Source organism: Halodurantibacterium daqingense (genome assembly GCF_042666235.1).
GTDB lineage: Bacteria > Pseudomonadota > Alphaproteobacteria > Rhodobacterales > Rhodobacteraceae > Halodurantibacterium > Halodurantibacterium daqingensis.
Genome location: NZ_JBHTFQ010000008.1, coordinates 50,972 through 74,854, shown reverse-complemented (window position 1 = coordinate 74,854; position 23,883 = coordinate 50,972). Strand labels below are relative to the sequence as shown.

Annotated in this window: 21 protein-coding genes; 15 read left to right on the top strand and 6 right to left on the bottom strand. The window is 65.3% G+C overall.

Features of this window, described 5'->3' with window-relative positions:
• Positions 1-270 precede the first annotated feature (270 nt).
• Positions 271-726, bottom strand: coding sequence for a PaaI family thioesterase (locus tag ACFQXB_RS14770; RefSeq protein ID WP_377405398.1), 456 nt, complete (start codon positions 724-726; stop codon positions 271-273).
• A gap of 178 nt (positions 727-904) precedes the next feature.
• Here ACFQXB_RS14770 and ACFQXB_RS14765 point away from each other — a divergent pair, with 178 nt between their 5' ends.
• The 3 genes from ACFQXB_RS14765 to ACFQXB_RS14755 all read left to right on the top strand — a co-directional run bounded on the left by ACFQXB_RS14765 (position 905) and on the right by ACFQXB_RS14755 (position 3,920).
• Complete coding sequence (locus ACFQXB_RS14765; RefSeq protein WP_377405396.1) at positions 905-1,354, top strand: tripartite tricarboxylate transporter TctB family protein; 450 nt, start codon at positions 905-907, stop codon at positions 1,352-1,354.
• A complete protein-coding gene (locus ACFQXB_RS14760) occupies positions 1,354-2,874 on the top strand; it encodes a tripartite tricarboxylate transporter permease (RefSeq protein ID WP_377405394.1) in 1,521 nt (506 codons plus the stop codon). The genes ACFQXB_RS14765 and ACFQXB_RS14760 overlap by 1 nt, the downstream gene beginning before the upstream one ends.
• A 92-nt stretch (positions 2,875-2,966) precedes the next feature.
• Positions 2,967-3,920, top strand: a complete 954-nt coding sequence (locus tag ACFQXB_RS14755) for a Bug family tripartite tricarboxylate transporter substrate binding protein (protein ID WP_377405392.1) — start codon at positions 2,967-2,969, stop codon at positions 3,918-3,920.
• Positions 3,921-4,300: 380 nt separating this feature from the next.
• Here ACFQXB_RS14755 and ACFQXB_RS14750 read toward each other — a convergent pair whose 3' ends face one another.
• The 4 genes from ACFQXB_RS14750 to ACFQXB_RS14735 are packed head-to-tail and all read right to left on the bottom strand — an operon-like array spanning position 4,301 to position 7,740.
• Positions 4,301-4,852, bottom strand: a complete 552-nt coding sequence (locus tag ACFQXB_RS14750) for a carboxymuconolactone decarboxylase family protein (protein ID WP_377405390.1) — start codon at positions 4,850-4,852, stop codon at positions 4,301-4,303.
• Positions 4,853-4,863: 11 nt separating this feature from the next.
• Positions 4,864-5,859, bottom strand: coding sequence for a D-2-hydroxyacid dehydrogenase family protein (locus ACFQXB_RS14745; protein ID WP_377405389.1), 996 nt, complete (start codon positions 5,857-5,859; stop codon positions 4,864-4,866).
• Positions 5,856-6,935 (bottom strand): AbrB family transcriptional regulator, encoded by a 1,080-nt coding sequence (locus ACFQXB_RS14740; RefSeq protein WP_377405387.1) that lies wholly within the window; start codon positions 6,933-6,935, stop codon positions 5,856-5,858. Before ACFQXB_RS14740 ends, ACFQXB_RS14745 begins: the two co-directional genes overlap by 4 nt.
• Positions 6,936-6,939: 4 nt before the next feature.
• Positions 6,940-7,740 (bottom strand): SDR family NAD(P)-dependent oxidoreductase, encoded by an 801-nt coding sequence (locus ACFQXB_RS14735; protein ID WP_377405385.1) that lies wholly within the window; start codon positions 7,738-7,740, stop codon positions 6,940-6,942.
• A gap of 128 nt (positions 7,741-7,868) precedes the next feature.
• Between ACFQXB_RS14735 and ACFQXB_RS14730 the strand changes: the two genes are divergently transcribed.
• The 4 genes from ACFQXB_RS14730 (at position 7,869) to ACFQXB_RS14715 (ending at position 11,993) form a co-directional block, all read left to right on the top strand.
• Positions 7,869-8,798, top strand: a complete 930-nt coding sequence (locus ACFQXB_RS14730; RefSeq protein WP_377405383.1) for a LysR substrate-binding domain-containing protein — start codon at positions 7,869-7,871, stop codon at positions 8,796-8,798.
• Positions 8,799-8,886: 88 nt separating this feature from the next.
• Positions 8,887-9,693, top strand: coding sequence for an SDR family NAD(P)-dependent oxidoreductase (locus ACFQXB_RS14725; RefSeq protein ID WP_377405381.1), 807 nt, complete (start codon positions 8,887-8,889; stop codon positions 9,691-9,693).
• A gap of 98 nt (positions 9,694-9,791) precedes the next feature.
• The gene (locus ACFQXB_RS14720) at positions 9,792-11,156 is read left to right on the top strand and encodes an MmgE/PrpD family protein (RefSeq protein ID WP_377405379.1); all 1,365 of its coding nucleotides are present in this window, start codon (positions 9,792-9,794) and stop codon (positions 11,154-11,156) included.
• A gap of 27 nt (positions 11,157-11,183) precedes the next feature.
• Positions 11,184-11,993: an enoyl-CoA hydratase/isomerase family protein gene (locus tag ACFQXB_RS14715; RefSeq protein ID WP_377405378.1), complete on the top strand. Its 810-nt coding sequence runs from the start codon at positions 11,184-11,186 to the stop codon at positions 11,991-11,993.
• A gap of 309 nt (positions 11,994-12,302) precedes the next feature.
• Here the strand turns inward: ACFQXB_RS14715 and ACFQXB_RS14710 are convergent, their stop codons facing one another.
• Positions 12,303-14,393 (bottom strand): acetate--CoA ligase family protein, encoded by a 2,091-nt coding sequence (locus ACFQXB_RS14710; protein WP_377405376.1) that lies wholly within the window; start codon positions 14,391-14,393, stop codon positions 12,303-12,305.
• Between the two features lie 427 nt (positions 14,394-14,820).
• On the opposite strand from ACFQXB_RS14710, the gene ACFQXB_RS14705 reads away from it, so the two are divergent.
• The 8 genes from ACFQXB_RS14705 to ACFQXB_RS14670 all read left to right on the top strand — a co-directional run bounded on the left by ACFQXB_RS14705 (position 14,821) and on the right by ACFQXB_RS14670 (position 23,795).
• Complete coding sequence (locus ACFQXB_RS14705) at positions 14,821-16,122, top strand: RNA polymerase factor sigma-54 (protein WP_377405374.1); 1,302 nt, start codon at positions 14,821-14,823, stop codon at positions 16,120-16,122.
• A 169-nt stretch (positions 16,123-16,291) separates the two neighbouring features.
• On the top strand, positions 16,292-17,830 hold the full coding sequence (locus ACFQXB_RS14700) for an ABC transporter substrate-binding protein (protein WP_377405372.1): 1,539 nt from the start codon (positions 16,292-16,294) through the stop codon (positions 17,828-17,830).
• Between the two features lie 22 nt (positions 17,831-17,852).
• A complete protein-coding gene (locus tag ACFQXB_RS14695; RefSeq protein WP_377405370.1) occupies positions 17,853-18,860 on the top strand; it encodes an ABC transporter permease in 1,008 nt (335 codons plus the stop codon).
• On the top strand, positions 18,857-19,750 hold the full coding sequence (locus ACFQXB_RS14690) for an ABC transporter permease (protein ID WP_377405368.1): 894 nt from the start codon (positions 18,857-18,859) through the stop codon (positions 19,748-19,750). Before ACFQXB_RS14695 ends, ACFQXB_RS14690 begins: the two co-directional genes overlap by 4 nt.
• Positions 19,747-20,736, top strand: a complete 990-nt coding sequence (locus tag ACFQXB_RS14685; RefSeq protein WP_377405366.1) for an ABC transporter ATP-binding protein — start codon at positions 19,747-19,749, stop codon at positions 20,734-20,736. The genes ACFQXB_RS14690 and ACFQXB_RS14685 overlap by 4 nt, the downstream gene beginning before the upstream one ends.
• Complete coding sequence (locus tag ACFQXB_RS14680; RefSeq protein ID WP_377405364.1) at positions 20,733-21,737, top strand: ABC transporter ATP-binding protein; 1,005 nt, start codon at positions 20,733-20,735, stop codon at positions 21,735-21,737. Before ACFQXB_RS14685 ends, ACFQXB_RS14680 begins: the two co-directional genes overlap by 4 nt.
• Positions 21,734-22,795 carry a C45 family autoproteolytic acyltransferase/hydolase gene (locus ACFQXB_RS14675; protein WP_377405363.1) on the top strand — a complete coding sequence of 354 codons (1,062 nt, stop codon included), beginning with the start codon at positions 21,734-21,736 and terminating at the stop codon, positions 22,793-22,795. The genes ACFQXB_RS14680 and ACFQXB_RS14675 overlap by 4 nt, the downstream gene beginning before the upstream one ends.
• Positions 22,796-22,817: 22 nt before the next feature.
• Positions 22,818-23,795 carry a sigma-54 interaction domain-containing protein gene (locus ACFQXB_RS14670; RefSeq protein ID WP_377405361.1) on the top strand — a complete coding sequence of 326 codons (978 nt, stop codon included), beginning with the start codon at positions 22,818-22,820 and terminating at the stop codon, positions 23,793-23,795.
• Positions 23,796-23,883: the final 88 nt, after the last annotated feature.

Below are 23,883 nucleotides of genomic sequence, written 5' to 3'. Positions count from 1 at the left end.
CGGCAGGGAGCAGGAAGGGACGTTTCATCGCCGCGCACCCCGAGTCTTCAGGATCGGAACCGAAGGCAGTCTGTCCCTTGAGTGGCCAGAGTGCTGGATGCAGCGCAGCGCCCCTGGGTTCGCGCCGGTGAGACCGGTTTGCGCGCTCTCTTGCCAGGCCCAAGAAATGTCTCGCGGTCGGCATCAGGCAGTTCAGCGAAACCGCGCCGCGGCAGTGCTTTGCAGCCCGTCAGCCAATCCCTGCCACGGTTCCGGTGTGGTCGCCCGCGTTCATCCGCGGGTCGCCCGGCCGGTGGGCGGAGGCGTGTCGGTGCTGTGGGTCAGCCGCCAGACGCCCTGGGCCGAGACAACCGGCACCCCCTCGCAAATCACTGTCCCCTCAAGGAAAGCCATCCGCCCGGTCAGGCGCACGACCTTCGGGTCCAGCTCGGCAAAGCTGCCGATGCGCATCGGCGCCATGAACTGGTGGGTCAGGCTGACGGTGGCCCCGCGCGCCGCCCCGGCAGCAACGCGCGAGGTTTCGCCAAAGGCCCGATCGACAAAGGTCATCAACATACCGCCGTGAACATAGCCGTTACGGTTGACCAGATGCGGCGTGGCCAGAAGCCCGAACGAGGCACCGCGGCGCCAGAGGCCCCCGACATGCGCGATAAAGCCGTCTGCAGGATCGTGGCGCCAGCCCTCTTCGCGCAAGCGCAGTTCTGCTCTGTCTGCGGTCTTGTCCATGGGCTAAGGGATGCACACCACCGCCACTGCTGGCAATGGGGTAAAGCTGGGACGTCGGGCCGGTAAGACTGACTTCAGGTTATGCTGTCATGCACTCTTGCATGTTGCGTGGCAGGTCGCTTGTTCCGAATATCCAACGAGCCAGAGGAGGGCTTCGGGACAGAAGGGGGGAAATGCCATGACCAGTATGGATCATCGAGAATTTGCGGGCGGGCTGTTTCTGACGCTTCTGGGGGCGGGTTTTGCGGCGCATGCCGGATCGAACTATCCGATCGGGACCATCACGCGCATGGGTCCAGGCATGGTTCCGACGGTGCTGGGCGTGCTCCTGTCGCTGTTCGGGATCATCATCCTTGTCGGTGCCTTTTTTCGCACACCATCACGGGCGGAAATCCGTGTCTTTGTGCCTCTGGTGATCCTGAGCGCCATTCTCGCCTTCGCGCTGCTGATCCGCCCGCTGGGGCTGATGCCGGCGGTCTTTGCCTGCACAGTGATCGCGACGGTGGCAGAACTTGCCTTCCGCCCGGTGTTCAGCCTGCTGCTGGGCGTGGTGCTGAGCCTTGCCGCCTGGCTGATCTTCGTGGTTGCGCTGCAGCTTCCCATTGCTCTTTTCAACTGGCCATTCTGATGGATATCCTTTCAAATCTCGCCCTCGGGCTTGAGACGGCGTTGACACCTGTCAACCTGGCGTATTGCTTCTTTGGCGTTTTCATAGGCACGCTGGTTGGGGTGCTGCCGGGGCTCGGCGCCCTGGCTGCCATCTCGATGCTGTTTCCGATGACCTTCCATCTGGAACCGACGACTGCGCTGATCATGCTTGCCGGGATATATTACGGAACGGCCTATGGCGGTTCGACTGCCTCTATCCTGCTGAACATTCCGGGCACGACTTCAAGCGCGGTAACCTGCCTTGACGGCTATCCCATGGCCCAGCAGGGCCGGGCCGGTGTGGCGCTGGCAATGACGGCGGTGGCCTCGTTCATCGGCGGTGTCTTCGGGATTCTCGTGCTCAGCATGTTCACGCCGATCGTCGCGTCCTGGGCGTTGTCGTTCGGATCGGCCGAATACTTCGCGCTGATGCTGCTGGGGTTGGTCGCGGCCTCGGCGATATCGGATGCGACGCTGGTCAAGGGATTGGCGATGGTTGTCCTCGGTGTGCTTCTGGCCACCGTGGGGATGGATCCGCAAAGTGGCACGGCCCGCTTCACCTTCGGATCGCTGAGCGTGCTGGACGGGCTGAGCATCAGCGCGCTGGCCATGGGCCTGTTCGGGGTGGCCGAGATCATCACATCGATCCGCAACACCGAAACCCGCCGGCTGGACCCGAAATCGGTGACGCTGCGCAGCCTGATGCCCAAGCGCGATGACTTCCGCCGCTCCTGGATGCCGATGCTGCGCGCCTCGACCATCGGGTCGATGTTCGGAACGCTGCCGGGCACCGGCCCAACGGTTGCGGCCTTTGTGTCCTACGGGCTGGAGAAACGCATCTCGGATGAACCGGAGCGGTTCGGCAAGGGCGCGGTCGAGGGGGTGGTTGCCCCGGAAGCCGCCAATAATGCGGCTGACCAGACGGCCTTCATCCCCACGCTGTCGCTGGGCATTCCTGGCAGCGCCACCATGGCGTTGATGATCGGCGCGCTGATGGTGCATGGCATTCATCCCGGTCCGAACCTGGTGACGCAGCAGCCGGCGCTTTTCTGGGGCCTGGTGATGAGTTTCTGGATCGGCAACCTGCTGCTGGTGATCCTGAACCTGCCGCTGATCGGGCTTTGGGTGCGGCTGTTGTCGGTGCCTTACCACCTGCTTTACCCGGCGATCCTGATGTTTGTCTGCATCGGTGCCTATTCGGTGCATTACAGCGCCTTCGACGTGATGGTCGTGATGGGCTTCGGTGCGCTTGGCTATGCGATGCGGATCTTCGGCATGCCTGCGGCGCCTCTGCTGCTGGGGTTCGTACTGGGCCCGCTGATCGAGCAGCACTTTCGCCGCGCCATGGTTCTGGCGCGGGGCGATTTCACCGCGGTAATCGAACGGCCCATCGCGGGGACGGTTCTGGTCATCACTGCGTTCGTCCTGCTCTGGAGCATCTGGTCGGGCCGCAAGGCTGCGCTGCGCATGCGCCGCCGCGTGACCGAGCAGGAGGACTGAGCCTTCGCAGGCCGGGCCTTCGGCCGGCCCGCGCCCCGCCGCCCATGCTGCGGCGCAGAACAATTTTCATCAACTCTTGGGAGGAGTTTAACATGAGACTGCTTACACTTGCCATGATCGCACTGGGGGCCACAAGCGGCGCCGCCCTGGCGCAGGAATTCCCGACGAAACCCGTCACCATCATCGTGCCCTACAGCGGCGGTGGCTCGACCGACCTGATCGGCCGGCAACTGGCGCATGAACTGTCGCAGATCTGGGGCCAGCCCGTTGTTGCGGAAAACCGCGCGGGCGCCGGGTCGATGATCGGCACCGCGCATCTGGCACAATCGGCGCCCGACGGCTACACGCTGATGGTCAACACGCCTGCCGTGGCCACCGCCCCGGCCGTGCAGGACAACCTGCCCTTCGACGCGCGCGAAGATATCACCCCGATCGGCATGGTCGCAACCAGCCCCTACATGGCCGTGGCGGGCGCCGCCGTTCAGGCCAACAGCTTTGCCGAATTCATCTCCGAGGCGCAGGAGCGTCCGATGTTCTTCGCGACTGCCGGCGTCGGCACCTCCAGCCATTTTACCGAGGAACTGCTGATCCAGCAGGCTGGAATTGATGCCGATATCGTCCACTTTTCCAGTGGCGGTGATGCGCAGGTGAACCTGATGGGCGGCCATGCGGATGTCTATATCAGCAACACCGCGTCGGTGATGCCCTATGTGAACAATGGCCAGGTCAAGGCGCTGGTGATCCTTGGTTCCGAACGTTATGACCTGCTGCCCGATGTCGAGGCAAGCGCCGAAGCCGGCGTTGCAGGTATCGACGTGAACAGCTGGGTCGGGCTGTTCGGCCCCGGCGGCATGGACTCGGCGCTGGTGGACAAGATCAACGCCGACCTGCGCACCGCGCTGGAATCCGAGTCGTTCCAGAAGGTCCTGTCGGACAATTTCGTGAGGGCCGGCAATGACACCGCCGAGGAATTCCGCGCCCAGGTCTATGACGAGATGGACCTGTGGAAGGCGCTTGCCGAAGAGCGTGGCATCGTCGCCGACTGATCCTTGCGGCAGAAACGGAGAAGCCCGGCAAGGCCGGGCTTTTTCATGTGCTTCTGCAGCGCGCCTGACAGGGCGGTCGGGATGTGCCGTGGATGCGTTCCGGATCGCGGCCGCGGGTTCCAATGCCTCGAGCACCGTCAGTGTCCCGATGGATCAGCCTGTGCCACCGTCACCCACCCAAGCTATCGCGCGGAGCAACGGCTTTGCGCGGGGTGCTGATGCCGATCGCCGGATGGACGTCGAAGCGGTGGCCCGCGGGCGTGAGTCCGGGCGGATTATGAAAGAATGAACCCCCGTTGGCGCGTCCTCTCCACGCCGGCATTTACCGGCGCGCAGAGAGCCGCATACCCCCCCGAGGCGCATGCGCCGGGAAGGCCGGTTCAACGGGGCGGCAGTTCCGGGCTGGCACCCTCGGGAAGCGGCACCTCGAACACGTTCAGCGTCATGGAGATCAGGGTGTAATAGCCGCACAGCCCCACCAGATCGACCAGTCGATCGGTGCCCAGAACTGCCTCGGCCCGGGAATAGAGCGCATCGGGCAAGCGCCGTTCAGCGGCGAGCGTGGTAACGACGGCATGCACCACCTCTTCCTCGTCGCTGCTGAATGCCGGCGTTTCGCCGCGGCGCAGGGCCTCGACCGTGTCAGGCGCAAGACCTGCCTTAAGTGCGATGGGCTTGTGGGCCCACCATTCGAACTCGGACCGCCATACCACCGCCATGCAGAGAATGGCGAGTTCCGACAGGCGCGGATCAAGGGTCGTGCCATAACGGCAATAGGCCCCCAGGGCCTGCGCGGTTTCGGCAAGCCTGGGCCGGTGCAGCCAGATGGCCAGCGGCCCGCGCACCTGGCCGCGCGGACCGCTGGCGATCAGGTCATGCACCCGGCGCTGGTCGGGTGTCAGTGTGTCGGGATCGGGCGGGGCAAGGCGCATCGGTGTCCCTTTCATACCTGGGCGAGGCGGCGTGGTGCGCCGTCGAGCCATGATTCCAGATTCTCTACCGTTTCGCGGTAGAAGGCAGTGAAGGTTTCCTCGACCGAATAGCCCAGATGCGGCGTGAGAAGCGTGTTTGGAAGCTGGCGCAGCGGCGCCCCCGGCGGAAGGGGTTCATGGTCATAGACATCGATGCCTGCGGCCCGCAGCCGGCCCCCCTGCAGCGCCTCGATCAGCGCCGCCTGATCGACCAGCGGCCCCCGGGCAGTGTTTATCAGGATCGCGTCGTTGCGCATCAGGGCCAGATCCTCCTGGCCGATGATCCCGCGCGTTGTGGGCGCCAGCACAAGATGCAGCGACACGATGTCGGCCCGGCGCAGAAGTTCATCCTTGGGGGCGAAGGTTGCGCCGGCTTCCGCGGCACGTTCGGGCGTCAGGTTCGGGCTCCAGGCGATCACATCCATGCCGAAGGCGCGGGCGATCGGCACCATGCGCGCGCCCAGCTTGCCCAGCCCGACAAGGCCCAGCGTGCGGCCGTAAAGCGCGTTGCCGAGGCGCGTCTGCCAGGCGCCCTCACGCATGGCCGCAGATTCCTCGGGGATGTGGCGCATCAGCCCGATGATGAGGCCCCATGCCAGTTCCACCGTCGCATAGACACCGTTGCCGCTGCCCGAGGTCGCCATGACGGCAATCCCAAGCGCGCGGGCAGTATCGTGATCCAGGGTGCGGTTGCGCCGCCCCGTGGCCGCGATCGCCCGTAGTTCGGGCAGTTGCCGCAGAAGATCCCCCGGCATGGCTGTGCGTTCACGCATGAGGCAAAGCGCATCGAAGGGGCGCAGCGTGGTCACGGCGGCCTCGCCCTCGGGCAGCGGATCGGTGAGGAAGGTCACGTCGGCCCGGTCTGCAAGGCGCTCCCAGTCGGCAAGCCGATGGGCGACACCCATGTAATCGTCAAGCACAGCAATTCGCGGGCGGCGGCCGGTCGGCAGGGGGCGGAAATCGGTCATGGGGTGTCGTCTCTTTCTGCGGGGTGGGCGCGCGTCTCGAAGCGGGCAATCAGCGCGACGATCCACGGGATGTTCGGCATGAAGATGAAGATCCGCGTGAGGTGAAAGGCGGTGACGATCGTTGCGTCCTGTTGCAGGAACTTGGCGGTCAGTGCCATTTCCGTCACCCCGCCCGGTGCGGCGCCCAGCACCACCAGCTGCCAGTTCAGGCCGGAAACCCAGGCAATGGCCGCGGCAATCGACGAGCAAAGCACCAGAAGCGTGACGGATGACACAACCGAAGTCATCACCAGCCGGCCGGCACGGGTCAGGATCTCGCGCCGGAAGGTCGAGCCGAGCCAGGCGCCCAGCACCACCTGCGCCGCCGCCAGCACAAGGCCGGGATAGGGCCCCGGCCCATAGCCCGAGGCCGCCATCGCCGCCATGACGGTAAGGGGGCCCAGAAAGTTCGGGTTCGGGATGCGCAGGCGCCGGAACACGAACATCGCGCCAAAGCCGCACAGCGCCAGGATCAGGATGTTCAGCGGGTCGAACGGCACCTCGGAATAGGGCAGTTCGCGCGTGGCGGGCCAGCCCTCCAGCGCGAACATGCCCACCGGCAGGATCAGCACGACCCCGGCCAGACGCAGCGTCTGCGACACGATCACCGGCGTCGGATCGATCCGGTGGTCGATGGCCATGGCCGCTGCCTCGACCGGGCTGGTGGGAACCGCAGCCAGAAATCCCTGCGCGACCGACATGCCCGACCAACGGGAGAAGGCAAGGGCAATCAAGATGATGCAGGCCAGCGTCATTGCCGCGGTAATCAGCATCACCGGCGCCAGCCACAAAAGCTTTTCCATCGTGGCGGGCGTGAAGCTGAGCCCGATCTGGCTTGCCACGATGACTTGCCCGAAGGGGCGGATACGGTTCGGCACCTGTACCGGCAGCAGGCCGGAAATGCACAACGCCGCCGTTACCACCAGCGGTCCGATCATCCACGGCAGGGGCGAGCCGATATGCTGGAACAGCCAGCCGCCGCCGCAGGCCAGCAGCATGAACAGCGCAAGGCGCGCAGGACCGCGCAGAGATGGCACGCGCTCAGTCACAGCGAACCGACATCCCCCCGTCCACGACGATCTCGGTTCCGGTAATGAAGCGCGCCTCGTCCGAAGCGAGGAACAATGCGGCATGGGCGGTGTCGCGCCCGTCGCCCATGAAGGGCAGCGGGATGCGCGACTGCCGCTTGGCCAGAAGCGCCGCGACATCGCCGCCTTCACGCTGGCCAGCCAGCCGCGCCTCTACCATCGGTGTGTGCATCTGGCCCGGGACCACTGTGTTCACACGGATGCTCCAGGGGGCGTATTCCACCGCCGTGACGCGGGAAAACTGGATTACCCCCGCCTTGGACGCGGCATAGGCCACCTGCGCCGCCCCGGTCCAGCGGGTGCCCGAGGTCGAGGCCGTGTTGATGATCGCGCCGCCGCCTGCGGCCTTCATCACCGGCAGGACATGTTTGCAGGTCAGGAAAACGCTGGTCAGGTTGTAGTTCAGCTGCTTGAGCCAGATCTCCTCGCTCATCTCGACGGCGCCGCCGCGGGCCGAGCCGCCGACATTGTTGACCAGAACGTCGATGCGGCCATAGCGATCAGTGGCAGTCCTGACGAGCGTGGCGACCGAGGCGCTGTCGGTCACGTCGCAGGGCGCAAACCAGTAGTCCGCGCCCGCCTCGCGCAGAAGCGCCTCGGTTTCCTCGAACGCTTCGGGGCGGATGTCGGTGGCGACGATCGTCGCGCCTTCGCGCGCAAACAGCAATGCCGCGGCGCGCCCGTTGCCCCATCCGGGCCCGATGCAGCCCGCACCGGTGATTATGGCAACCTTGCCAGACAGACGACCCGCCATGCATTTCCCCCCGATCGCCCGCAACCGCACTGACCGAATGTGCGCCTGCCCCTTGGCTTCGCCGGGATGTTATCCTAACCTTTTGCAAGTTTGACTGGCATTTGGTTGCCCAAGGGAAACGAAAAATCATGCAACAGCGTCGGCTGAACCTGCCACTCAACCCGCTGCGGGCCTTTGCCATCGCATCGCGTCACAAGACATTCACGGCCGCTGCCCGCGAACTGGGGGTGAGCCAGGTGGCGATCAGCAGACAGATCTCGATCCTGGAAAATTACCTGAACGTGAGCCTTTTCGAGCGTGGCATCCGTTCGGCCAAGCTGACCGACGTGGGCCGCGCCTTCGGGCTCGAGATTTCCGGCCTCTTCGACGAGATCGAGAATGCCACCCAGCGCATCATCAACCAGGAAACCCAGAGCACGGTCAGCCTGCGTGTCTATCCCACCTTCGCCCATCACTGGCTGATGCCGCGGCTGGCCGATTTCAACGCGCGGTATCCCGATATCCGGATCCGCTTTGACACGCGGGTCGAGCCGCTGGACTTTCGCGGCACGCATCTGGATGTGGCGGTCCAGCTTGGCACCGGCACCTGGCGTGATGCCCGGTGCCGCCGGCTGTTCGACGAAGAGATCGACGTGGTCTGTTCGCAAAGCTACCTGGATCGCCTGGACAGCCCGCCCGAGCTTGCAAGGATGCCGGATTATGACCTGCTGCACGCCCGTTACCGGCGGCGCGCCTGGGAATTCTGGGCCGAGGCAGTCGGTGCCGATATCAGCCGGCACCGCGCGATGGAGTTCGACACGTCCCTTCTGACCTTCTCGGCGGCCGAACAGGGGTTCGGCATGGCCATCGCGCAACTGGGGTTGCTCGAGGGCAGCATCACTGCCGGGCGGCTCGTGCGGCCCTTCGACAAGCCGATTCGAACCGGCTCTGCCTTCCATGTGGTCTGGCCGACCGCGACATCGGTGAACACCAAGACCCGACGATTCATCGACTGGCTTCTGGAACAGGTGGGCGAGGCACCGGAATTCTTCAAATCCTCGGACCCGGTGCGGGCATAAGCGGCCATCGCGTGTGGCAGACTTATGGTCAGCTTCCCGCTCCGGCCCGCGCTGGTAGCCTCCGCAGAGCTTGGTGAAGGGGGATGCCATGTCAGGGCGGCTTGAAGGAAAGATCGCGGTCATCATCGGAGCGGGGCAGCAACCGGGTGCCAGTATCGGAAACGGCCGCGCCGTTGCGCTGCGCTTTGCGCAAGAGGGCGCGCGATGCCTGCTGGTGGACCGCAATGGCGACTGGGCCGCCGAAACGCTTGCCCTGATGGCCGCACAGCCGGGCGGCGACCGCGGTGCCGGGGTGCACGCTGCCGACGTGACCGACGAGACTGCCTGTGCCGGCGTGGTGGCCGAGGCGGTGCGGCGTTTTGGCCGGATCGACATCCTGCACAACAATATCGGCACCTCGACCGGCGACCGTCCCACGTCGGATCTTCCGGTCGCGGATTGGGACCGGATCATGACGCTTAACCTCAAGAGCATGTTCATGATGTGCAAGCACTGCCTGCCGGTGATGCGCGAACAGCGGGCGGGCGCGATCATCAACGTCTCATCGACCTCGTCGCTGTCGAAGCGCCCGACGCTGGCCTACAAGACGTCGAAAGGCGCGATCAACACGATGACGCAGCACATCGCGGCCGAGAATGCGGCGCATGGGGTGCGGGCCAATGTCATCGTTCCGGGGTTGATCGACACACCCATGGCGATCGAGCGGCGGGTGCGCGAAACCGGGCGCAGCCATGACGAGATCCGCGCCGAGCGCGACGCGCTTGTGCCTGCGGGCTTCATGGGTTCGGCCTGGGATGTGGCACATGCAGCCGTCTATCTCGCCTCGGACGAGGCGCGGTATGTGACCGGGGTGCTGCTGCCGGTGGATGGCGGACTGTTGCTGAAACGCGGCTGAAGGCTGATCGATGGCTATGCCATCGCCAACATTTCGTCAGGGGAAGCGCCCGACCGTTCCGGTGCATACTGGGCCCGCACGGAAGGAAGAGGAACAGGATGCAGAACCCCTTGCTGAAACTGGCCGATGCCGCCGCAGAATGGTCGGGGCGCGAGGTTCCGGCCGAGGTGGCGCATGATGCGCGGCGTGCCGTTCTCGACTGGTTCGCGTCGCTTCTGCCCGGCGCGGTCGAGGGGCCGGCCGTGGCGATGGCGCGCGCGATGGCCAGCGCCCGGGGCGAAGGGCGCGCGATTGCCTATGCGGATGGCAACCTGGGGGCGCCGCGTCATGCCGCGCTGCTGAACGGCGTCGCTAGCCATACCGCCGAGTTTGACGACATCTTCCGCGACGGCGGCTATCATCCCGGAAGCCCGACGATTTCCGCGGCACTTGCGGTGGCGCAGGACGAGGGCGCGGACGAAGATGCCTTCCTGCGCGCGGTCATCGGCGGTTATGAGGTGGGATGCCGGGTCGCCATGGCGCTGCAGCCAAGCCATTACCGCAACTGGCACATCACGGGCACCGTCGGCACAATCGGCGCTGCGGTCTCGACCGCGATGCTGAAGGGCGGCGACGCCGCGACCATCGCCCATGCCATCGCCATCGCCACCAGCTTTGCCGGCGGGCATCAGGAAAACCTGCAGGGCGAGGGTCAGACAAAGCCGCTTCATTCGGGACACGCCGCCGATGCGGGCGTTCTGGCCGGGCTTGCCGCTGCGGCGGGGCTGACCGGGTCGCCCGACAGCCTGCACGCGCCCCACGGCTATGCCGCGGCGACCGGCGAGGATACCGGCAACTGGCAGGCGGCGCTCGAGGGCCTCGGCGACTGGACGCCGATTTCCCGCATGACCTACAAGAACCACGGCTGCTGCGGCCATATCTTTGCCACGCTTGACGCGCTGAACGTTTTGCGCGCCGAGATGCCCTTTGCCGCCGGTGATGTGAAGCGGATCGAGGTGCAGGGCTATGCCGCAACGCAGTCGATCTGCGACCGGATGCAGGTGAACAGCCCGCGCGATGCGCGGTTCAGCCTGCAGTATTGCATCGGCGCGTTGCTGGTTCTGGGCCGGGTGCGGATGGCGGCCTTCACCCCGGAAGCGCTGGCACTGCCCGAGATCCGGGCGGTGATGCCGCGGGTTACCGTTGCCGTCGATGCCGGGATTGCCGCTGCCTATCCGCGCCGCCGGATGGCGCGTGTTCGGGTGGAACTGACTGATGGACGGGTGCTGGAGCGGTTTCAGCAAACCCGCAAGGGCGATCCGGATGACCCGCTGAGCGATGCCGAGCTGGCGGCGAAGTTCGACGAACTTGCCGGTGCGGTGCTTGACCCGGCGACCGTTGCGCCCCTGCGGGAACAGATCCTCGTGGCGGGGGATTGCCTGGGGGCGCTGGCCCGTCCGCTGGCCCTTGCGGGCCGGAACTGACCTACTGGATACAAGGATAACAACTTCATGAACCAAGTCTCGAACGGGATGCCCCAGGCGATGACCTATGTCGTGGTCGAGGTGGCCGCGGGCATTGCGACGATCACGCTGAACCGGCCGGATGTGCGTAACGCCATCAATGATGCGATGCGCGCCGAACTGATCGCAGCCTTCGACTGGGCGGATGCCGCGCGCGACGTGCGCGCCGTGGTGCTGACCGGGGCCGGCAAGGGCTTCTGTTCCGGCGGCGATGTCAGCGGGATGCGCAGCCGGCTTGAGGCCGCGCCGGGCGATGTGGCCTTCAACGGCTGGAAGCGGCAGAAACAGACCCATCGCGGCATCAGCGCGATACACACCATGACCAAGCCGGTGATTGCCGCGGTCAATGGCGCGGCCTTCGGGCTGGGGCTGGACATGGCGCTGTGCTGCGATTTCATCATCGCCGTTCCCGGTGCCAAGATGTCGATGAGTTTCGTGAAACGCGGGCTCGTTTCGGACGGCGGCGGGATGTACTTCCTGCCGCGCCGTGTCGGGCTGGTGCGTGCAAAGGAACTGATCCTGAGCGGGCGGGTGATCGAGTCGGAAGAGGCGCTGGCCATCGGCATGATCGACCGGATCGGCAGCGGCGATCTGCTGGCCGAGGCCCGCGCCTGGGCGGCAGAACTCAGCCAGGGCTCGCCCGCGGCGGTGGCGCTGACCAAAGCCATCATCGACCAGACATTCGAGCGCAGCGCCGATGAAATCTTCGCCCTTGGCCGCGAGGCACAGGCAATCTGTTATACCACGGGCGAGCACCGCGCCTCGGTCGAAGCGTTCCTGAACAAGAGCGGCGGCTGACGGATTTGACGGTCGGGCCGGCGTAATTCCGGCCCGACGACAGGGTCCGAACAGGGTGCTGTCCAAGCAGCGATAGCGGCTGCCTCTTCAAGCTTTTTTCGCGCGTGAAACCCGTATGTCGAGTGAGGAATGATCCCCGGCGACAGATCCGCCCATTCACACTCTTCGCAGGCTGTGAAACCAAGGGCGCGCTGACCCTCTGGTCGGCGCGCCGCGGTTTCGACATCGGTGCGGCTGCGCCGGTGGTGTGGCACCGGGTGTTTCGGTGCCGGGGTCGCGGGCGCAATGAGTATTGCGCCCGGGATTGCCTCAGTTGATCACCGCGAGCCCATCGGCGGCAGCCACACCGTTCCCCGCCGGCAGGACAAACAGCGGGTTGATCTCAGCCTCGGCAAGACGGCGCCCAAGGCTTTCACCCATGCGGGCAAAATCTGTGATCGCCGTGACCAGCGCCGCACGATCAAGGGCGGGGCTTCCACGATAGCCCTCAAGCAGCCGTGACAGGCGCAGTTCGTCCACCATCGCCTCTGCATCGGCCTTCGAGATCGGCAGCAGCCGGATCGCAACGTCGTCCATGATCTCGGCCATCACGCCGCCGGCACCAAGAAGGACCAGCGGCCCAAGTTGCGGATCGTGGCGCAGGCCCAGAATGAACTCGACCCCGCCCGACAGCATCTGCTGAACCAGATAGCCCTCGATCCCCGGCGCATCCTGTGCCGCAAGGTGGGCGGCCATGTCGGTCAGTGCGGGGCCGATGGTTTTGGCGTCAAGGCCGACCTTCACGCCGCCGATATCCGATTTGTGGGCAATGGCCTGCGACAGCACCTTCAGCACCACCGGGCCTCCGATCTCCTGCGCGGCGGCGACGGCTTCTTCGGGCGTCCGGACGATGCGCTGTTCGGCACCCTGCAGCCCATAACGGGCGAACAGGGCGCGTGCCTCTGCCTCGTTCAGCGTGCCGCTGCGCAGATCGGTCGGGGGGGCCGGCGGCGCGGCGGCAGCGGCGGCGGAGACAGAGGCCAGCGGCCGGGACGCCTCCAGCGCTACGGCACAGGCCTCGGGCGCGGTGAAGGCGGGGATGCCCTGCTGATTCAGATGGCGCAGGATATGCGGCGCATCCGGGCTGACATAGGCGATCAGCGGCTTCTGGCTGCTGGCGGCACCCTGTGTCAGCGCACCCACGGCGACCTCGGGCTGGGCAAGTGCCGAAGAGCCCACGATCACCACCAGCCCGTCCACGCTGTCCGAGGCGAGAAGCGCCCGGGTCGCGGCGGTCATCACCTCGGGCTTGACGCCGGCGAGGGTAACATCGACGGGATTTGCGGTCATCGGCGCGTCGGTCTTCAGGATCCCGGCAAGGGTCGCGGCGGTCGGTTCATCAAGCAGGGGCACATCAAGTCCCGCCATCCCGCAGGCATCCGCGACAAGACTGCCAGCGCCCCCGGTCGAGGTAAGGACCGCCACGCGCCGGCCCCGCATCGGACGGGCTGCAGCAAGCATGGCAGGGATGTCGAGCAGATCGCTGAAGCTTTCGGCGCGGATCACGCCGCATTGTCGGAACAGCGCATCATAGACGCGATCCTCGCCCGCCATCGCGCCGGTATGCGACACGGCCGCACGCGCGCCGAACTCCGAACGGCCCACCTTGAACACGACCACCGGCTTGCCGGCCTCGCGCGCACGTTCGGTTGCCGCGCGGAACCGCTCGACCGAGCGAATGCCCTCGGCATAGACGGCGATCACGCGCGTGCCTTCGTCATCTGCATAGTAATCCACCAGATCCGCCAGATCGAGGTCGATCTCGTTCCCGGTGGAGGCGAGCTTGGCAAAACCGATGCCGCGTGCCGTGGCCCGCGACAGCAAGGCGCCAAGGATGCCGCCGCTTTGCGAGGCAAGCGATATCCCGCCTTGCGGCAGGTCCTTGCCCTCAAGTGCGCCACTGGCTGACAGGACGATGCGTCGGTGCAGATCCATGGCGCCGATCGTGTTCGGCCCCAGAAGCCGCATGTTGCCGGCCGCCGCGCGCAACTGATCCTGCAGGACCTGGCCTGCGGGGCCGGCTTCGCCAAAGCCGCTGGCAAGGACGATGGCCAGCTTCGTGCCGCGCTCGGCCAGGTCGCGCACGGCAAGATGCGCCCGTTCGGCCCCCAGCAGGACGATCGCCGCATCTGGCGTTTCTGGAAGGGCCGCCACCGAAGGGTAGCACGCAAGCCCCCCGATGTCGCTGACCTTGGGATTGATCGGATAGATGTCGCCGGTAAACCCGTGTTCGCGCAGGTAGTTCACCGGCCGACCGCCTGTCTTGGTGGCATCGGCCGAGGCGCCGACAATGGCAACGCGGCGCGGCCGGAACATGGCATCAAGTGCCGCCTTGGCCGTGATACTGGCGTGATCCGTCATGTTTCCTCCTGGGCCGCGGGAGCGCGCCGCCGTCCTTGATCATTTCGTCGCAGGAACAATGCAGATCCCCCGGGTCAAGAACACTGACTTTTTAAAAGCCGGAGCCCGACCAGCAGTTTGGGAAACACTGGGCGCCGGACGCATGCGTGGCATCACCACCGGCAAAATCCCGCGGCGACACCGGTGATCCGTTTCCCGTCGTTGCGGCCGCTCAAATGCCCCGCAAAGCGGGTGCGGCAGCGTGCGGTCTGGTGCTCGCGCTCCTTTTTGTGGTCACGCCCAGGCATGCACCTCGGCGGATGGAACCTGCGCGGCCGCTCTGGCACTACCTTCCGGCAAGGGGCTGGACCTGGACCGACAAACTCTCGATCATGGATATACTGGAGCCAGTGCCGGCCCGCCAAATGGAGAGAGCAGCATAGCGGAGATGAATCTGGGCATTGGGCAGCGTGGTGTCCTGGCGATGACGCCGATGCTGAGGCAGGCAATCGCCTTTCTCGCCATGCCCAATGCCGCCCTTTCGGCCCGGCTTGCCGATCTGCAGGCCGGAAATCCTTTGCTGCGCCTCGCCTCGGCCACCGAACCCGAGACCTGGCTGCGGCTCATGCGCGAGGTGACGCCGCCGTCACCCGCCCGGGCGCGGGTGCGGCCGGAGGCTGCCGCCGGCGCAGGCGGTCAGGATACCGACAGAATCGCTGCTGGCGATCCGGGTCTGATTGCTCATCTGACCGCGCAACTGCCGCTGCTGGTACGCGATCCGGCGGACAGGCCGCTTGCGTTCGCCTTTCTCGAGGCGCTGGAGCCTTCGGGCTGGCTGGGCACGGATCTGGACGAGATCGCCGCCGAGGCGGGGGTGGCCCCTGCACGCGCGGCCAAGGTTCTTCGCCAGTTGCAGGGCGCCGAGCCAAGCGGGCTTTTTGCTCGCTCGCTGTCGGAATGTCTGCGGCTTCAGGCCGGGGATCTCGGGCTTCTGACGCCGGCTTTCGAGGCACTTCTGTCGAACCTCCCGCTGCTTGCCGCGGGCGACACCGAAACGTTGGCCGCAGTTTGTGAATGTACCGTGGATCAGGTTCTGTCGATGGCGCGCGCCTTGCGCCGGCTTGATCCGAAACCCGGTGCGGATTTTTCGCGCGCGCCCGAGGAGGCGCGGCCGCCAGATCTTGTCTTGCGCCGGAATGGAGAAGGCTGGCTGGTGGAACTGAACGCGCGGACAACCCCCGTGCTGACGCTGCGCACCGGTAGCGGAACGCCCGATGCCCTGCGCGAGGCGCGCGCCCTCGTTCATGCGCTGGAAAGGCGCCATGAAACGGTGTTGTCGATCGCCTCGGAAATCGTCGCGCGGCAGGACGGGCATCTGCGAGGCTTCGGCCCGTTGGCGGCATTGACGATCAATGACATCGCGCGAGCCACAGGATTGCATCGCAGCACCGTCAGCCGTGTGACCGCCGCGCTGCATCTGAAAACGCCCGGGTGCACGCTGCGTCTGCGGGACCTGACGTGTGCCCCGGCCCCTGCGGCCCGGCGCCAGGAAGACCCGCTTTCGGTGCAGGCGGTGCTGGAACGGATGCGCACGCTTGTGGCCGGAGAAAACCCGAGCCGCCCGCTGACCGATGCCGAGATCGCGAGCCTTCTTCTGCCAGACGGAGCGGCACTGGCCCGTCGGACGGTGGCCAAATATCGTGGTCTGGCACATATCCCGCCGCGGGCCGCGCGCCGCCGCCCGGCGTGATCTGCAAACCCTTCTGCGTGAAGATCACGCTTTCGCGGCACAGGGCCCGGCCCCTGCCGCAGCGGGCCAAGGCAAATCACTGGCACGTCTTGTGCATCATTGCTGTATGTCCGGCTCAACAAGGACCACGGCACCCGAACATGGGGCACTTTCACAAGGGAGATTATCAATGAAGACCCTTCCGCGCCTTCTGATGGCCACGGCCTTGGCCTTCTCTCCGGCCCTGATGCCCACGACCGTCAGCGCCGCAGATCTGATCGTCGGTTTCACCCGGGACGCCGATACGCTGGATCCTGCGAACCACCGCAACCGGGAAACCGAGACCATAATTCGCAACCTTCATGACGGGTTGCTGACCCGCGACGCAAACATGCTGGTCGTGCCCGAAATTGCGGAGTCGATGACTCAGATCTCGGCCACCGAATACGAATTCAAGATACGGTCGGGCATCAAGTTCCATGACGGAAGCGAGATGACCGCCGAGGATGTGAAGTTCACGCTTGACCGGATTGCGCTTGAGGGCGCGATGGGCGGCCAGACCAGTCCGCGCCAGTCCCTGATCGGGCCCGTAGCCTCGGTCGAGGTGACGGCACCTGACACGGTGCGCATCGTGCTGTCCGAGCCCTGGCCGATCCTGCCGGCGATGTTGCCGAACCAGCAGATCGTTTCGCGCGCATTCGTGGAAGCGCAAGGCAACGAAGGCCTTGCGACCGCCGTCAACGGAACCGGCCCCTTCCGGCTGGTCGAATGGCGCAAGGGCGACGCGGTCATCATGGAGCGGTTCGACGACTACTATGGCGGCGCGGCCGACATTGCCCCGGTAGGCAAGGCCTGTGTGGATCGCGTGATCTTCAAGATCATCCCCGAAAGCGCCAGCCGCGTTGCCGCCCTGCTGGCGGGCGAGGTGCATATCATCAACGAACTTCCGGTCTTCTCCATGGCGCAGGTCGAGGCGAATGACGGCACCGAGGTGATGACGGTGAACGGCACCCGCAGCTTCTTCATCGCAATGAACATGGAGGGTGAGCATTTCGATGATCTGAGGGTGCGCCAGGCTGCGGCAATGGCGATCGACAAGGATCTGATCATCGATCGCATCCTTGGCGGCACGGCCGCCCCGATCGATGGCATCCTGTCGCCCGATGCTTTCGGCGCCAGCAGCCTGCCCAGCCTGGGCTACGATCCCGAACGGGCCAAGGCCCTTCTGGCCGAGGCGGGTTTTCCGAACGGGATCGACATCACCCTGGATACCGAAGGCCCCTTCAAGGACACGGCCGAGGCCATTGCCTCGATGCTCAGCAAGGCTGGCATCCGCACGACCGTGGCTGTGGGCGAGGGCGCGCAGCTGACCGACAAGTGGCGCACCAAGGGCGGTGCCAAAAGCGGCGACATGTACTTTACCAGCTGGGGCAACGGCTCGCTTGATCCGTTCGATATCTTCACGCCGACCCACAGAACCAACGACCGCGGCAATTCGGCCGGCTATTCCAATCCGGAGCTGGACGCATTGCTGGATGCCGCCGCGATCGAGCTGGATAGCGAAAAACGCGCGGCCATGTACCACGAGGCCGAGCTGATGATCAACGCCGACCAACCCTATGTCTATCTCTGGGTGCCCAAGGACATCTATGGTGTCTCGAAGCGCGTGTCGGGTTGGCAGCCCAGTGCTGACAGCCGCATCAACCTGCATGACGCCTGCCTGAATTGATCCTGGATCGGGAGGAACGGGGATGAGCCTCGGAAAGCTGCTGGAGCGCATCATCCAGCTCATCCCCGTGTTGCTTGGGGTCAGTCTGATCGTCTTCGTGATGCTGGCCCTGACCCCCGGCGATCCGGTTCAGATCATGGTAGGCGAACAGTCGATCACCCCCGAGCAAGAGGCTGAACTGCGCCGCGAACTGGGGCTGGACCGGCCCCTTGCGGAACGGTTCCTGCGCTTTGTCGCTGATGCGGTGCGGTTCGACTTCGGGCAAAGCTACTATCACGGACGGCCGGTTGCCGATGTGATCGCCGAACGGCTGCCTGCAACGATCGAGCTGAGCCTTGTTGCGCTGATCGTGGCGCTGGTGACGGCCATCCCCCTTGGGGTTCTGGCCGCCATCCGCAAGAACTCGGTCTTTGACCGGCTGGCGACGATCGGTTCGCTCTTGGGGGTGTCGCTGCCCGGATTCTGGTTCGGTATCCTGCTGATCATGCTGTTCGCGGTCCATCTCCAGATCCTGCCTGTCTCGGGTCGGATCGGCTATTCCAGCGAGGTGCCCACGGTCACCGGCTTTCTGCTGATCGACACGCTGGTGGCGGGCAATGTCTCGGCCTTCGGCGAGGCGCTGCGCTATCTGCTGCTACCGGCGATCACGCTGGGCCTGCCGATGACCGCGATCCTGATGCGGGTGACCCGCACCTCGATGCTTGAGGTCATGCGCCAGGACTACATCACCTTCGCCGAGGCCAAGGGATTGCCACGCCGGCTTGTGCTTTATCGGCACGCGCTGAAGAACGCGCTGATCCCCACGGTTTCTGTTGCGGCGATCGAAACCGGCAGCCTTCTGGGCGGCAACATGATCGTCGAGACCGTGTTCGGATGGCCTGGGCTGGGCCGTCTGGTCGTGGAAAGCATCTTCCTGCGGAACTACCCGCTCGTCCAGGCGGCGGTGCTGCTTTACGCGGTAACCTATGTGCTGCTGAACTTCCTGGCCGATATCCTTTACACGCTCTTGAATCCGCGGGTGAAATTGTGAGCGACGCAGCTTTCGCCCCCGCACCGCAGGCCGATTCTCTCTTTCGCCGCAACCTGCGTGAATTCCGTAGCAATCGGCTGGGAATGGCCTCGGTCATCGTGGTTCTGATCTTTGTCATCATGGCAGTGGCGGCCCCGCTTGTCGCACCGCAGGACCCGAACGAAACCGATCTCATGCGCCGTCTGCAACCGCCGGCATGGATGCCGGGCGGGGAATGGGCCTTCCTGCTGGGATGCGATGCGCTGGGGCGCGATATCCTGTCGCGGATCATCTATGGCGCGCGGATCTCGATCTTCATCGGCGTGGCGGTGATCGTGCTTGCCACTGGCGTCGGCATCCTCGCCGGGCTGGCCGCGGGGTATTTCCGGGGCTGGGTGGATGTGGTGATCGGCCGGGTGGTGGATATCCTGCTGGGCTTTCCCTACCTGATCTTCGCAATCGGCCTGATGGCGATGATGGGGCCGGGACTGTTCAACATCGTGCTGGCACTCGCCTACAAGGAATGGGTGATCCCCTGCCGGGTGGTGCGCGGCGAAACGCTTGCGGTGCGCGAACTGGAATATGTCGAGGCCGCGCGTGCGCTTGGCGCCGGGTCCAGGCACATCATGTGGCGCGAAATCCTGCCGAACATCCTGTCGCCCGTCATCGTGGTTTCGACCATCCGCATGGCCAATGTCATCATCCTCGAGGCGTCGCTGTCCTTCCTCGGACTTGGGGTGCAGCCGCCCACTGCAAGCTGGGGCAGCATGGTTGCGGACGGGCGCGCCTTCATCCTCGAAGCCTGGTGGGTCTCGACCTTCCCCGGCGTTGCGATCCTGCTTCTGGTGCTGGCGATCAACGTGGCCAGCCAGGCGCTGCGCGATGCCTTTGATCCGAGGTTCAGCGAATGACCGTGCTTCTTGAAGTCACGAACCTGCGTACCGAATTCGTTGCACGCGCCGGTCTTGTGCGTGCCGTGGATGGCGTCAGCCTGAAGGTGTCGCGCGGCGAATGCCTGGGTGTTGTGGGCGAAAGCGGGTCGGGAAAATCCGTGACCTTCTCCAGCGTCATGGGGTTGGTGCGTTCACCGGGGCGGGTGACGCAGGGCACGATCTTCTTCGACGGGCAGGATCTGCGCGCCATGTCGGGTGAGGAAATGCGTGCCATCAGGGGCCGCGATATAGCCATGACGATGCAGGATGCGCTGACGGCGCTGAACCCGGCGCTGACCGTCGGGCAACAGCTTGCGGAAGTGCTCGAGGCGCATGACGAAACCCTGCCAAGGGGCCGCATGGCCCGGCGCGCCGCGATCCGCGACCGCGCGGTCGAGATGCTGGGCCTTGTGGGCATTCCGTCGCCCGATCAGCGCCTGCGGCAATATCCGCATGAATTTTCCGGGGGCATGCGGCAGCGGATCATGATCGCCATCGCGCTGGCCTGCCGGCCAAAGCTGCTTGTCGCTGATGAGCCGACCACGGCGCTCGATGTCACGATCCAGGCGCAGGTTCTTGAGCTGATTTCCGATATCCGGGCGCGGCTTGGAATGGCGGTGGTTCTCATTACCCACGACCTTGGTGTGGTGGCGGAGCACTGCGACCGGGTGATGGTGATGTATGCCGGACAGGTGGTGGAGGAAGGGCCGACCGATGAGGTGATCGCCCAGCCACGCCATCCCTATACACGGGGGCTTCTGGCCTCGATCCCGCGGCCGGCCCTGCGGGGCCAGCCCCTGACCCCGATCGAGGGGCAGGTGCCCGATCTGGTCGGCCTGCCGCCGCAATGCCGGTTCCATTCGCGCTGTCCGCTGGCCCGTCCCGAATGCATGGTCGATGTGCCGATGTTCGAGGCAGGCCCGGGGCGCGGCGCGCGCTGCCTGCGGCTGGAGGAGATGACATGAGCCTTTTGCGGGTCGAGAACCTCTCGAAACACTATGTGTTCAACCGGTCGCTGGGCCAGCGCCTGACCGGGGCGCCGCAGCGTGTGGTGCGTGCGGTCAACGGCGTGTCGCTGAGCGTGAAGAAGGGCGAGATCCTTGGCCTGATCGGTGAATCGGGCTGCGGCAAATCCACACTTGGCCGCGCGATCCTGCGTCTGCACGAGCCGAGTTCCGGCCGCGTTGTGTTCGATGGCACCGATGTCACCGCCCTGCCTGCTGCGGAATTGAAGGCGATGCGCCGGCGGATGCAGATCATCTTTCAGGACCCCTATGCCAGCCTGAACCCGCGCCGCACCGTCGCCGATATCGTGGGGTTGCCGCTTGCGCTGCACGGCATCGCCAGTGGCGCGGAAGCGCGCCGCATCACTGCCGAGGTGCTGGAACGGGTCGGTCTGCGCGCCTCGCAGCTGGATCGCTATCCGCATCAGTTCTCGGGCGGTCAGCGGCAGCGCATCGGGATTGCCCGGGCGCTGGTGTCGAACCCGGATTTCGTTGTCTGTGATGAACCGGTTTCGGCGCTTGATGTCTCGATTCAGGCACAGATCATCGCACTGCTGCTGGAACTGAAGCGGGATCTTGGCCTGACATATCTGTTCATCAGCCACGATATTTCGGTCATTGGCTATCTCGCCGATCGGGTCGCGGTGATGTATCTGGGCGAGATCGTTGAATCGGGGCCTGTGATCTCCGTTCTCGAGAATCCGCGTCATCCCTATACGCAGAGCCTTCTGTCGGCGGTGCCGGATGTCGGCCCCAGACGAAGCCGGCCGCGGGTTCGGTTGCAGGGTGATCTTCCCTCGCCGCTGAACCCGCCGGCGGGCTGCAAGTTTCACACCCGTTGCCCCCTGGCCGTTGCAGCCTGCAAGACGCTGGTGCCGGAAAAGCGGGCGATTGGTCCGGATCACTCCGCGGCCTGTCATCGGCTTGAGGAAGGTCTCAGCCTGCTGGAGGACGTCAGATGATCGAGATCAGCGCGCACGGAACCCCGCGCATGAGGGGTGTGGCGCAACAGGGCGCTGCGGATCGACAGCTTGTCGCACGCGCGACCGTGGGCCGGGTCGAACTGGCCCGCGCCGACGGCCTGATTGATGCTGATGCTGAAGCCTATCTGGCCGCGCAACGCCGTTTCCACGAAGAGCATGACCCGGAGAGCCTCGATGAACTCGCGGGCATAGCCGAGGCGCATGGCCTGTCCGAGGCCGATCTTTTTGCACATCTGCATCTTGGCACGCTGCGCGACATGAAAGGCGGCGGCGTGTTGATCGAGGGATGCAGCGCGATCGCGGTGGCGCAAGGGCCAGAGGGGCCCATGGTGCTGAAGAACCGGGATTTTTCGGGCCTGCACCTGGGTATCCAATGCGTGTTGCGCCACAGCGGACCTGACATTGCAACCGGATCGGTTCTCAGCCTTGGCAGCCTTGGCAGCTTGGCGGCCTGGTCGTCGGGGATCAATGCGGCAGGGCTGGCGGTTGCCGATACCCAGGTTGCGGTGAACCGGCACCGGGTGGGCTGGTTGCGCTATTTCCTGCTGCCGCGCTTGCTTGCGCGTGCCCGCACGGTGCCGCAGGCCCTTGCCCTGATCCGCAGCCTTCCCCATGCCGGGGGCGGGACGCTGGTGCTGGCCGACCGGTCCGGCGCGACCGCCGGGGTCGAGCTTTCGGCCGCGGGGCCGGTCATCGAAGAGGGCGGTTTGCAGTGGCGCACCAACCACTTCAGACATCCCCTTGTCCAGGATGAAACGCTGGAAAGCGACGATGACCGGATCGCCGGGACGTCGCACAGCCGCCACGACTATCTGTCGCGCATCCTGCCCACGCGAAGCTGGACGGTTGCCTCGGGCAAGGCGCTCCTGTCTGCGCATCCCGATCCGGAGGGTGCCCCGGTCTGCCAGCACGGTGATGGCGGTGCAGGGTCCGAAACCATTTCCTCGGTGATTTATTCGTGTAGTCTGGGCGCGATGGAGATCAGCGAAGGGACGCCCTGCCTGGGCCGTTGGCAGGCCGTGGCGCCCTGCCGCTGAAAGGGCGGCGCCGAAGGATGGCATGGCAGATTATGGCAGTGAACTGGTCGGATCATCGCCGACGATCGAGGCGCTGCGCAGGCTGATCGAAAAGATCGGCCGCAGCCCGACGCGTACGGTGCTGATCTATGGCGAAACCGGTACCGGCAAGGGGCTGGTGGCGCGGATGATCCATCAGGTTTCATCGCGTGCCGCGCGGGATTTCGTGGATATCAACTGCGCGGCCTTGCCGGCGAGTCTGCTTGAATCCGAGTTGTTCGGCCATGAGAAGGGCGCCTTTACCGGCGCCGTGGACCGCAAGATGGGGCTGGTCGAGGCCGCCAACCAGGGCAGTGTGTTTCTCGATGAGATCCGGGAAATGGATCTGACGCTTCAGGCGAAACTTCTGACGCTTCTGGACACGCAGCAGTTTCGCCGGGTGGGGGCGGTCAAACCGGTCAAGGTTGATGTTCGCTTCATCGCCGCGACGAACAAGGTGCTGCTGTCCGAAGTCGCATCGGGGCGGTTTCGCGAAGATCTTTATTACCGGCTTCAGGTCGTGGCGGTGAACCTGCCCGCGCTGCGCGACCGGCGCGATGATGTCCTGACGCTTGCGCGGCACTTCATCGCGCGGTTCAACCGTTCCTATGGCCGGACAGTCCGCGGACTGGCGCCCGAAGCCGAGGACATCTTCCTGCGCTATTCATGGCCCGGCAATGTGCGCGAGCTTGAGAACCTTCTGGAGCGGATCTTCATCCTCGAGGAGGAAGACATCATCCTGCCGCGTCATCTGCCTGACCGGATCCTGCGCAATGTCATCAAGCCGGGAGACATTCCGGCCGAAGCACCGGGCGACGGCGGCGGGGATTATCACGCCGCAACCGAGGCCTTTCAGCGCGGCCTGATCGCCAAGGCGCTGTCAGAGGCCGATGGCAACCCGGGTGATGCGGCGCGCGCCCTCGGCCTGTCGCGCCACGCACTGCGCCATCAGATGATCAAGCTGGGCCTCCTGCAAAGCTGAAAGCACCATGTGCCGGAATGGCCGGGCCGCCATTGGCTTGCGTGATCCGCACACCCATGCGCGTGTTCCGCGCGGCGCGTGGCGGCCT

Coding starts and splice junctions, on each gene's coding strand:
- ACFQXB_RS14770 (WP_377405398.1), bottom strand. CDS start 726: ATGGACAAGACCGCAGACAGAGCAGAACTGCGCTTGCGCGAAGAGGGC.
- ACFQXB_RS14675 (WP_377405363.1), top strand. CDS start 21,734: ATGATCGAGATCAGCGCGCACGGAACCCCGCGCATGAGGGGTGTGGCG.
- ACFQXB_RS14705 (WP_377405374.1), top strand. CDS start 14,821: ATGAATCTGGGCATTGGGCAGCGTGGTGTCCTGGCGATGACGCCGATG.
- ACFQXB_RS14670 (WP_377405361.1), top strand. CDS start 22,818: ATGGCAGATTATGGCAGTGAACTGGTCGGATCATCGCCGACGATCGAG.
- ACFQXB_RS14710 (WP_377405376.1), bottom strand. CDS start 14,393: ATGACGGATCACGCCAGTATCACGGCCAAGGCGGCACTTGATGCCATG.
- ACFQXB_RS14760 (WP_377405394.1), top strand. CDS start 1,354: ATGGATATCCTTTCAAATCTCGCCCTCGGGCTTGAGACGGCGTTGACA.
- ACFQXB_RS14725 (WP_377405381.1), top strand. CDS start 8,887: ATGTCAGGGCGGCTTGAAGGAAAGATCGCGGTCATCATCGGAGCGGGG.
- ACFQXB_RS14720 (WP_377405379.1), top strand. CDS start 9,792: ATGCAGAACCCCTTGCTGAAACTGGCCGATGCCGCCGCAGAATGGTCG.
- ACFQXB_RS14680 (WP_377405364.1), top strand. CDS start 20,733: ATGAGCCTTTTGCGGGTCGAGAACCTCTCGAAACACTATGTGTTCAAC.
- ACFQXB_RS14765 (WP_377405396.1), top strand. CDS start 905: ATGACCAGTATGGATCATCGAGAATTTGCGGGCGGGCTGTTTCTGACG.
- ACFQXB_RS14685 (WP_377405366.1), top strand. CDS start 19,747: ATGACCGTGCTTCTTGAAGTCACGAACCTGCGTACCGAATTCGTTGCA.
- ACFQXB_RS14735 (WP_377405385.1), bottom strand. CDS start 7,740: ATGGCGGGTCGTCTGTCTGGCAAGGTTGCCATAATCACCGGTGCGGGC.
- ACFQXB_RS14750 (WP_377405390.1), bottom strand. CDS start 4,852: ATGCGCCTTGCCCCGCCCGATCCCGACACACTGACACCCGACCAGCGC.
- ACFQXB_RS14745 (WP_377405389.1), bottom strand. CDS start 5,859: ATGACCGATTTCCGCCCCCTGCCGACCGGCCGCCGCCCGCGAATTGCT.
- ACFQXB_RS14695 (WP_377405370.1), top strand. CDS start 17,853: ATGAGCCTCGGAAAGCTGCTGGAGCGCATCATCCAGCTCATCCCCGTG.
- ACFQXB_RS14715 (WP_377405378.1), top strand. CDS start 11,184: ATGAACCAAGTCTCGAACGGGATGCCCCAGGCGATGACCTATGTCGTG.
- ACFQXB_RS14755 (WP_377405392.1), top strand. CDS start 2,967: ATGAGACTGCTTACACTTGCCATGATCGCACTGGGGGCCACAAGCGGC.
- ACFQXB_RS14700 (WP_377405372.1), top strand. CDS start 16,292: ATGAAGACCCTTCCGCGCCTTCTGATGGCCACGGCCTTGGCCTTCTCT.
- ACFQXB_RS14730 (WP_377405383.1), top strand. CDS start 7,869: ATGCAACAGCGTCGGCTGAACCTGCCACTCAACCCGCTGCGGGCCTTT.